Origin of the sequence: Streptomyces sp. NPDC058877 (assembly GCF_042742855.1) — a bacterium.
Classification (GTDB): Bacteria; Actinomycetota; Actinomycetes; order Streptomycetales; family Streptomycetaceae; genus Streptomyces.
The window spans coordinates 1-8,940 of sequence record NZ_JBHYMF010000249.1 but is presented as its reverse complement, the minus strand read 5'-3'; the positions used below and the strand labels follow the sequence as shown (position 1 = coordinate 8,940).

Here is an 8,940-nt window from a genome sequence, read left to right as displayed (position 1 = left end):
GGGCAGTCGTACGTGTAGGCACCACACCCCACCTGACCAGCAGGGAAAAGCAAAACGGCCGGCATCGTGATCACGATGCCGACCGTTTCGTCGTTGCTACCAGGACACTCTCGGGTGTCCCTTGGTGCGCGAGGGGGGAGTTGAACCCCCACGCCCTTGCGGGCACTGGAACCTGAATCCAGCGCGTCTGCCTATTCCGCCACCCGCGCATTGGGTGGTCCCCCTGCCCTCTCACCTCTCGGTGGGAGCGCCTGGCGACATCTGAAGATTAGCACGTCGCAGACCGTGGATTCACATCCGTTGTTTCGTCCTCGCTCCCGCAGAACAAGGAGAGGGGAGGAGGAGTGCGACGGGACTGCATGGAGTGCACGGCGGGAACGGCGGGGCAGGCCCGAGGGGAGTGCACGGCGGGACGGGTGGGGAAGGAGCCCGGAGGGGAAGGGGCCGACACGAAGGGGCGCGAGGGGGAACGGACCGGAGCCCGGAGGGGGCGACCGGAGGGAACGACGCGAGGACGACGCAGGGGCGAGAACGACCCAGGGGCGGGGAAGGCGCCCGGAGCGAGTCGGAAGGAGCGGGAGGAAGAGGACGGACCACACCGGACTCAGGACCGAGCCTCCGCTCCCACAGCCAGGTGCGGGACACTGTCCACAGACCGCCCCTACGATCCGTGGGAAAACCTGTGAGAGGTGACACTCATCCACAGGGCAGAGAAGGGGAACCAGCCGATTTCCCGACGCGTGGATACGATCAGTAAGCAGTACCAGGGTGACAACGACGGAGGAGGTGCCCCATGGGAGTCCTGAAGCGTTTCGAGCAGCGTCTCGAAGGCCTGGTCAACGGCACCTTCGCCAAGGTCTTCAAGTCCGAGGTCCAGCCGGTCGAGATCGCCGGTGCGCTCCAGCGGGAGTGCGACAACAACGCGACGATCTGGAACCGCGAGCGGACCGTCGTCCCCAATGACTTCATCGTGGAACTGAGCACACCGGACTACGAGCGCCTCAGCCCCTACTCGGGCCAGCTGGGCGACGAGCTCGCCGGTCTGGTCAGGGACTACGCGAAGCAGCAGCGCTACACCTTCATGGGACCGATCAAGGTCCACTTGGAGAAGGCCGACGACCTCGACACGGGCCTGTACCGCGTCCGCAGCCGCACGCTGGCGTCGAGTACGTCACAGCCCCAGCCGCCCGCCCCGGGGCAGCAGCAGGGCCGCGGCGGCTACGGGTACCCCCCGGCGGGCGCTCCGCCCATGCCTGCCTCGCCGCCGCCCGGCGGGCACCCTGCGGGCGGCCCCGTGCCGCCGCCCGGCACGGGCGCCCACGCCACCTCGGGCCCGACGGTGCGCCGCTGGATCGAGATCAACGGCACCCGCCACCAGATCTCCCGCCCGACCCTCGTCCTGGGCCGCAGCACCGAAGCGGACGTGCGGATCGACGACCCCGGCGTCTCCCGCCGGCACTGCGAGATCCTGACCGGAACGCCCTCGACGATCCAGGACCTGGGCTCCACCAACGGCATCGTGGTGGACGGGCAGCACACCACCCGCGCTACGCTCCGCGACGGCTCACGGATCGTCGTGGGCAGCACCACCATCATTTACCGGCAAGCCGAGGGGTGAAGCGGGGGCAATGTCAGAGCTGACCCTGACGGTCATGCGGTTGGGTTTCCTAGCCGTTCTGTGGCTGTTCGTCATCGTGGCCGTCCAGGTCATCCGTAGCGACCTCTTCGGTACGCGAGTCACCCAGCGCGGTTCGCGCCGCCAGGAGGCGCGGCCCCAGCAGAACGCGCGCCAGGCCGCCGCGCCCCCGCAGCAACGCGGCCAGCAGGGCTCGGGAGGGCGCCAACGCCGCGGCGCCCCGACCAAGCTGGTGGTCTCCGAGGGCACCCTCACCGGCACGACCGTCGCCCTCCAGGGCCAGACGATCACGCTGGGGCGGGCCCACGACTCGACGATCGTGCTGGACGACGACTACGCATCGAGCCGTCACGCGAGGATCTACCCGGACCGGGACGGCCAGTGGATCGTCGAGGACCTCGGGTCCACCAACGGCACCTACCTCGACCGGACCCGCCTCACCGCCGCCACGCCGATTCCGCTGGGCGCGCCGATCCGCATCGGCAAGACCGTCATCGAGCTGCGGAAGTAGTACGAAAATGAGCGAGCGGAGCGAGCGAGCCGGGACGGTCCCCGCCAAAGGACGTGCCGTGCTCCTGACCGGAGCGACTGAAGCAACCGGTGTGACCGGAGCGACCGGAGGGTGGGCAGTGTGGGTCGAGACCGGCTGTACCCCGATGCAGCGGCAACAGGGCAGGTGCGCATGACTCTGTCCTTGCGATTCGCCGCGGGCTCGCACAAGGGCATGATCCGCGAGGGCAACGAGGACTCGGGCTACGCCGGGCCCCGGCTGCTCGCCATCGCCGACGGCATGGGCGGCCAGGCCGCCGGCGAAGTCGCCTCCTCCGAGGTGATCTCCACGCTCGTCACGCTCGACGACGACGTTCCCGGCTCCGACATCCTGACCTCGCTCGGTACCGCGGTGCAGCGCGCCAACGACCAGCTCCGGATGATGGTCGAAGAGGACCCGCAGCTCGAAGGCATGGGCACCACGCTCACCGCCCTCCTGTGGACCGGCCAGCGGCTCGGCCTCGTACACGTCGGAGACTCCCGCGCCTATCTGCTCCGCGACGGCGTGCTCACCCAGATCACCCAGGACCACACCTGGGTGCAGCGCCTCGTCGACGAGGGTCGGATCACCGAGGAAGAGGCCACCACCCACCCGCAGCGCTCGCTCCTCATGCGCGCGCTCGGCAGCGGCGACCACGTCGAACCCGACCTCTCCATCCGTGAGGTCCGAGCCGGTGACCGGTACCTGATCTGCTCCGACGGCCTGTCCGGCGTGGTCTCGCACCAGACCCTCGAAGACACCCTCGCCAGCTACCAGGGCCCGCAGGAGACCGTGCAGGAGCTGATCCAGCTCGCGCTGCGCGGCGGCGGCCCCGACAACATCACGGTGATCGTCGCCGACGTGCTCGACGTCGACGGCGGCGAGACCCTCGCCGGCCACCTCAGCGACATCCCGGTCGTCGTGGGCGCCGTCGCGGAGAACCAGGCCCAGCTGAGCGACGGCGGGGCCATGCAGACCCCGGCCGGCCGGGCCTCCGGGCTCGGCCGCACCGCATCGCACCAGCAGCCGCCCGCCGGCGGCTTCGGCCCTCCCGGCAGCGGCGACGGCTACGGCGGGATGCCCCCACAGGGCTCCTTCGACTCCTATGCGGACGACGACTTCGTCAAGCCGCGGAGCGGCCGGAAGTGGCTCAAGCGCTCCTTCTTCCTGGTCCTCGCCCTCGCGGTCGTCGGCGGTGGCCTCTACGGCGCCTGGCGCTGGACGCAGACGCAGTACTTCGTGGGCTCGAAGGGCCAGCACGTGGCGCTGTACCAAGGCATCAGCCAGGACCTGGCATGGGTGTCGCTCTCGAAGGTCGAGAAGGACCACCCCGAGATCGAACTCAAGTACCTCCCCGCCTACCAGCGGAAGCAGGTCGAGGACACGATCGCGGGCGGCAGCCTCGGCAAGGCCGAGACGAAGATCGCCGAACTGGCCGTGCAGGCCTCCGCCTGCAAGAAGGCGGAGCAGCGGCACGCCGCCGCCGAGAAGGCCGCCGACCAGGCCAGCGAGTCGCCGACCCAGCAGCCCGACGGCACCGCCACCCCTGATTCCACGCCCACCACAGCCGCTCCGTCCCCGGGTCCCACCCTCACCCCGGAGGAGCAGAAGCTGGCCTCGAACTGCGGCAAGCAGTAAGCACCCGTAGGGGGCCTTCACCACCATGAGCGTTGTCACCAACACGACCACCATCGGCGCGATCGAAGCGCCGAGCCGGCGCAACACCGAGCTGGCGCTGCTCGCGTTCGCCGTCGTCATCCCGGTGTTCGCCTACCTCAACGTGGGCCTCGCGCTGGACGGCAAGGTCCCGGCCGGAATGCTCGGGTACGGGCTGGGCCTCGCGCTGCTCGCGGGCGTCGCGCACCTGGTGGTGCGGAAGTGGGCGCCGTACTCCGACCCGCTGCTGCTGCCCCTCGCCACCCTGCTGAACGGCATGGGCCTGGTGCTGATCTGGCGGCTCGACCAGTCTCCGCGGCTGATCTCGCTGGCCAAGCGCCAGTACGGCGCGTTCAGCGAGTCCGCGCCGAACCAGATGATGTACTCGGCGATCGGCATCGCCATGTTCGTCGGCGTGCTGCTGCTGCTCAAGGACCACCGGGTCCTCCAGCGCTACACGTACATCTCCATGGCGGCGGCCCTCGTCCTGCTGCTGCTGCCGCTCGTGCCGGGTCTCGGCACCGACAGCTTCGGCGCCAAGATCTGGATCCGCGTCGGCGGCTTCTCCATCCAGCCCGGTGAGTTCGCCAAGCTGGTCCTGGCCGTCTTCTTCTCCGGCTACCTGATGGTGAAGCGGGACGCGCTGGCCCTGGCCAGCCGCCGCTTCATGGGGCTCTACCTGCCCCGTGGACGCGACCTCGGTCCGATCCTGACGATCTGGGCGATCAGCCTCCTCATCCTGGTCTTCGAGAACGACCTCGGAACCTCGCTGCTGTTCTTCGGCATGTTCGTGATCATGCTGTACGTGGCGACGGAGCGGACCAGCTGGGTGGTCATGGGTCTGCTCATGTCCTGCGCCGGCGCCGTGGTCGTCGGCTCGACGGCGAGCCACGTGCAGTCCCGCGTCCAGGCCTGGCTCGACCCGTTCGAGTGCCTGAAGACGGCACCTCCGAACACCAACATGGCGTACGCCTGCGACCAGATGACCCAGGTGCTGATGTCATTCGGTTCCGGCGGCATCCTCGGCACCGGCCTCGGCCAGGGCAACTCCGACCTGATCCAGTTCGCCGCCAACTCCGACTTCATCTTCGCCACCGTCGGCGAAGAGCTCGGTCTGACCGGCGTCATGGTCTTCCTGCTCTTCTACGGTCTGATCATCGAGCGCGGTGTGCGCACCGCCCTCGCGGCCCGCGACCCGTTCGGCAAGCTGCTGGCCATGGGCCTCTCCGGCGCCTTCGCGCTCCAGGTCTTCGTCGTCGCCGGTGGTGTGATGGGCCTCATCCCGCTCACCGGCATGACGATGCCGTTCCTCGCCTACGGCGGCTCCTCCGTGATCGCCAACTGGGCCCTGATCGGCATCCTGATCCGGATCAGCGACACCGCACGTCGCCCCGCGCCCACCCCCGCCCCGAACCCCGATGCCGAGATGACCCAGGTGGTCCGTCCGTGAACAAGCCGCTGCGCCGGGTCGCGATCTTCTGCGGCCTGCTCGTCCTCGCCCTGCTCGTCCGCGACAACTGGCTCCAGTTCGTCCGCGCCGACGAGCTGAACGCCAACCCGAAGAACCGCCGCATCCAGATCGAGCGGTACTCCAACGAGCGCGGCAACATCATCGTCGACGGCAAGCCCATCACCGGCTCCGTGGACTCGCAGGACAAGTTCTACAAGTACAAGCGGACCTATGTGGACGGGCCCATGTGGGCCCCGGTCACCGGCTACGCCTCGCAGGCCTACGACGCCAACCAGATCGAGAAGATCGAGGACGGCATCCTCACCGGCAACGACGACCGGCTCTTCTTCGACCGCACCCTGGCGATGTTCACCGGCGAGCAGCGGAAGGGCGGCGACGTCGTCACCACCCTCAACGGCGCCGCGCAGAAGGCCGCCTACAAGGGCCTCGGCAAGAACACCGGTGCCGTCGTCGCGATCGAGCCGAGCACCGGCAAGATCCTCGCGATGGCTTCCACGCCCTCGTACGACCCCTCCACCTTCGCCGGCTACTCCGGGGAGGACGAGAAGGCCTGGGTCGCGCTGGAAGAGGACAAGAACAAACCCAAGCTGAACCGCGCGATCCGTGAGATCTACCCGCCCGGCTCCGTCTTCAAGGTCGTCACCGCCGCCGCCGCGCTGGAAAACGGCAAGGTCACCGACATCAACGCGGCGACCGACACCCCCGAGGGTTGGAAGATCCCGCTTTCCAACCAGGAGATGGTCAACCACTCCGGCGGCTGTGCCAACGCCAGCCTCACCAAGGCCCTGGAGATCTCCTGCAACTCGGTCTTCGCCAAGCTGGGTGACGACGTCGGCCGGGACAAGATGGTCGAGATGGCGGAGAAGTTCGGCTTCAACTCCGAGCAGTTCACCCCGGTCCGCTCCTCGGCCTCCGTCTACGACAAGACGGCCGACCGCGGCGGCAACGCGCTCTCGTCCATCGGCCAGTTCAACACCGCGACCACCCCGCTCCAGATGGCGATGGTCACGGCGGCGATCGCCAACGACGGCAAGCTGATGAAGCCGTACATGATCGACCAGCTGCGGGCCCCCAACCTCGACGTCATCAAGCAGAACGACCCGGAGGAGATGAGCCGCCCGGTCTCCGCCGAGAACGCCCAGCTGCTCCAGCAGATGATGGAGAACGTCGTCACCCGGGGCACCGGCGGCAACGCCGACCTGAACATGGACGGCGTGAAGGTCGGCGGCAAGACGGGTACGGCCCAGCACGGCGAGAAGAACGCCAAGCGCCCCTACGCCTGGTTCATCTCCTACGCCATGACCTCCAAGGGCTCCCCCGTGGCCGTGGCCGTGATCGTCGAGGACGCCGAGGGCACCGACCGCGAGGACATCAGCGGCGGCGGCCTGGCGGCCCCGATCGCCAAGGCCGTCATGAAGGCGGTCCTCAAGACCCAGGGCTGAACCCCTGGATCCCGTACCAGCCAGGTACCGGTCAGGTATCAGCTACCGGCCCCGGGCAGAACCCCTCCCCGGGGCCGGTAGCGTATGCGCGAACAGCACACACCGCCGGACCACCCAAGGGTGCGGTCGGGACAGACGGAGAGGGCTGGATTAGCTATGGAAGAGCCGCGTCGCCTCGGCGGCCGGTACGAGCTGGGCCCGGTGCTCGGCCGCGGTGGCATGGCCGAGGTGTACCTCGCCCAGGACACCCGGCTCGGCCGCACCGTCGCCGTGAAGACGCTGCGGGCCGACCTGGCCCGTGACCCGTCCTTCCAGGCCCGGTTCCGCCGTGAGGCACAGTCCGCCGCCTCGCTCAACCACCCGGCGATCGTCGCGGTCTACGACACCGGCGAGGACTACGTCGACGGGGTCTCCATCCCGTACATCGTGATGGAGTACGTCGACGGGTCGACCCTGCGTGAGCTGCTTCACTCCGGCCGCAAGCTGCTGCCCGAGCGCACGCTCGAGATGACGGTGGGCATCCTCCAGGCGCTGGAGTACTCGCACCGCGCCGGCATCGTCCACCGCGACATCAAGCCGGCCAACGTCATGCTGACGCGTACCGGCCAAGTCAAGGTCATGGACTTCGGCATCGCGCGCGCCATGGGCGACGCCGGCATGACCATGACCCAGACCGCGGCAGTCATCGGCACGGCCCAGTACCTCTCCCCGGAACAGGCCAAGGGCGAGCAGGTCGACGCACGCTCCGACCTCTACTCCACCGGCTGTCTGCTCTACGAGCTGCTCACCGTCCGCCCCCCGTTCATCGGTGACTCCCCGGTCGCGGTCGCGTACCAGCACGTCCGCGAGGAGCCCCAGCCGCCGAGCAACTTCGACCCCGAGATCACGCCCGAGATGGACGCCATCGTCCTGAAGGCGCTGGTCAAGGACCCCGACTACCGCTACCAGTCCGCCGACGAGATGCGCGCGGACATCGAGGCGTGCCTCGACGGCCAGCCGGTCGCGGCCGCCGCTGCCATGGGCATGGCGGGTGCGCCGGGGTACGGCGGTGGCTACGGCGGCTATCCGCCGGAGGAGCAGCCGACCACGGCGCTGCGCCAGACCGACCCGGGCGGCCAGACCTCGATGCTGCCGCCGATCAACCCGGAGGACGGCGGCTACGGCTACGGCGACCGTCCGGACCGTCGCCGTGGCGGTGGCCAGAAGAAGCCCAACCTCTCGACGATCTTCTTGGCCCTCGCGGGGGTCCTGGTGCTCATCGGGGCGATCTTCATCGGCATCTCCCTGACCGAGAAGAAGGACCGCGACCAGCAGGTCACGGTTCCCCAGCTGGTCGGTCTGACGATGGAGACGGCACAGGGCCGGGCGAGCAACATCCAGGTGAAGGTGGAACAGGCCGGCACCGAGCGCTGCGACCAGCCGAAGGGCTCCGTCTGCCGCCAGGAACCGGCCGCCACCGGCCCCGGCGCGAAGATGGCCGTCGCCGGCACGATCCAGGTGTACGTCTCCGAGGGCTCTCCGCTCGTCGAAGTGCCGGACGTCGTCGAGCAGTCCCAGGAACGGGCCGAGCAGCGCCTCAAGGACAGCGGCTTCAAGGTCAAGGTCGAGCGGGAGGAGTCCGACGAGGACCCCGGCACCGTCCTGAAGCAGGACCCGGACGGCGGGACCAAGAAGGAGCAGAACTCCGAGATCACGATCACCGTCGCGAAGAAGAAGCTGTCCGAGCTGCCCTCCGTCACGAGCCGGAGCTACGAGCAGGCCGTCGAACAGTTGAAGGCGATCGGGTTCACGAACATCTCCAAGGACGAGGTCGACTCGGATCAGCCCGCGGGCACGGTCATCGGCCAGACGCCGCAGGGACCGTCGAACCAGCCCAAGGACGTCCAGATCGTGCTGAAGGTCTCCAAGGGTCCGCAGGACACCCAGGTGCAGATTCCCGGGGGTCTGACCGGCAAGAAGTTCAAGGAGGTCCGGGACCTGCTCGAGGGCATGGGCCTGACGGTCATCCAGCAGAACTCCGACAAGGAGGACGCCATGGTCGTCGGCACGAACCCCCCGGAGGGTTCGACGATCTCCACCTCGCAGCCGGTCACCGTCTTCACGGTGGGCGGCGGGCGCGGGGACGGCGGCGGCTTCTTCGGCTGACGGCCGCCGGCGCACGGCGACGCACGAAAGGGGCGGGCCCCGGTCATCCACGGTGGATGAC

Annotated in this window: 6 protein-coding genes and 1 tRNA gene; 6 read left to right on the top strand and 1 reads right to left on the bottom strand. The window is 68.8% G+C overall.

The features are described 5' to 3' along the window. Positions 1-122 precede the first annotated feature (122 nt). Positions 123-209: transfer RNA gene (locus ACFW2Y_RS32680), tRNA-Leu, on the bottom strand. Positions 210-793: 584 nt separating this feature from the next. On the opposite strand from ACFW2Y_RS32680, the gene ACFW2Y_RS32675 reads away from it, so the two are divergent. From ACFW2Y_RS32675 to pknB, 6 genes are all read left to right on the top strand, one after another. Then, positions 794-1,618, top strand: coding sequence for an FhaA domain-containing protein (locus ACFW2Y_RS32675; RefSeq protein WP_384886386.1), 825 nt, complete (start codon positions 794-796; stop codon positions 1,616-1,618). A gap of 10 nt (positions 1,619-1,628) precedes the next feature. After that, positions 1,629-2,147, top strand: coding sequence for an FHA domain-containing protein (locus tag ACFW2Y_RS32670; RefSeq protein ID WP_384886383.1), 519 nt, complete (start codon positions 1,629-1,631; stop codon positions 2,145-2,147). 171 nt (positions 2,148-2,318) lie between these two features. Continuing rightward, complete coding sequence (locus tag ACFW2Y_RS32665; RefSeq protein ID WP_384886380.1) at positions 2,319-3,803, top strand: Stp1/IreP family PP2C-type Ser/Thr phosphatase; 1,485 nt, start codon at positions 2,319-2,321, stop codon at positions 3,801-3,803. A gap of 25 nt (positions 3,804-3,828) precedes the next feature. Continuing rightward, positions 3,829-5,271 (top strand): FtsW/RodA/SpoVE family cell cycle protein, encoded by a 1,443-nt coding sequence (locus tag ACFW2Y_RS32660; RefSeq protein WP_384886377.1) that lies wholly within the window; start codon positions 3,829-3,831, stop codon positions 5,269-5,271. Further along, the gene (locus ACFW2Y_RS32655; RefSeq protein ID WP_384886375.1) at positions 5,268-6,734 is read left to right on the top strand and encodes a peptidoglycan D,D-transpeptidase FtsI family protein; all 1,467 of its coding nucleotides are present in this window, start codon (positions 5,268-5,270) and stop codon (positions 6,732-6,734) included. The genes ACFW2Y_RS32660 and ACFW2Y_RS32655 overlap by 4 nt, the downstream gene beginning before the upstream one ends. Before the next feature lie 156 nt (positions 6,735-6,890). Continuing rightward, positions 6,891-8,879 carry a Stk1 family PASTA domain-containing Ser/Thr kinase gene (pknB, locus tag ACFW2Y_RS32650; RefSeq protein WP_384886372.1) on the top strand — a complete coding sequence of 663 codons (1,989 nt, stop codon included), beginning with the start codon at positions 6,891-6,893 and terminating at the stop codon, positions 8,877-8,879. Positions 8,880-8,940 lie beyond the last annotated feature (61 nt).

Excerpts from the sequence above, each read along its gene's own strand:
- ACFW2Y_RS32675 (WP_384886386.1), top strand. The coding sequence starts at position 794 with ATGGGAGTCCTGAAGCGTTTCGAGCAGCGTCTCGAAGGCCTGGTCAAC.
- ACFW2Y_RS32670 (WP_384886383.1), top strand. The coding sequence starts at position 1,629 with ATGTCAGAGCTGACCCTGACGGTCATGCGGTTGGGTTTCCTAGCCGTT.
- ACFW2Y_RS32665 (WP_384886380.1), top strand. The coding sequence starts at position 2,319 with ATGACTCTGTCCTTGCGATTCGCCGCGGGCTCGCACAAGGGCATGATC.
- ACFW2Y_RS32660 (WP_384886377.1), top strand. The coding sequence starts at position 3,829 with ATGAGCGTTGTCACCAACACGACCACCATCGGCGCGATCGAAGCGCCG.
- pknB (WP_384886372.1), top strand. The coding sequence starts at position 6,891 with ATGGAAGAGCCGCGTCGCCTCGGCGGCCGGTACGAGCTGGGCCCGGTG.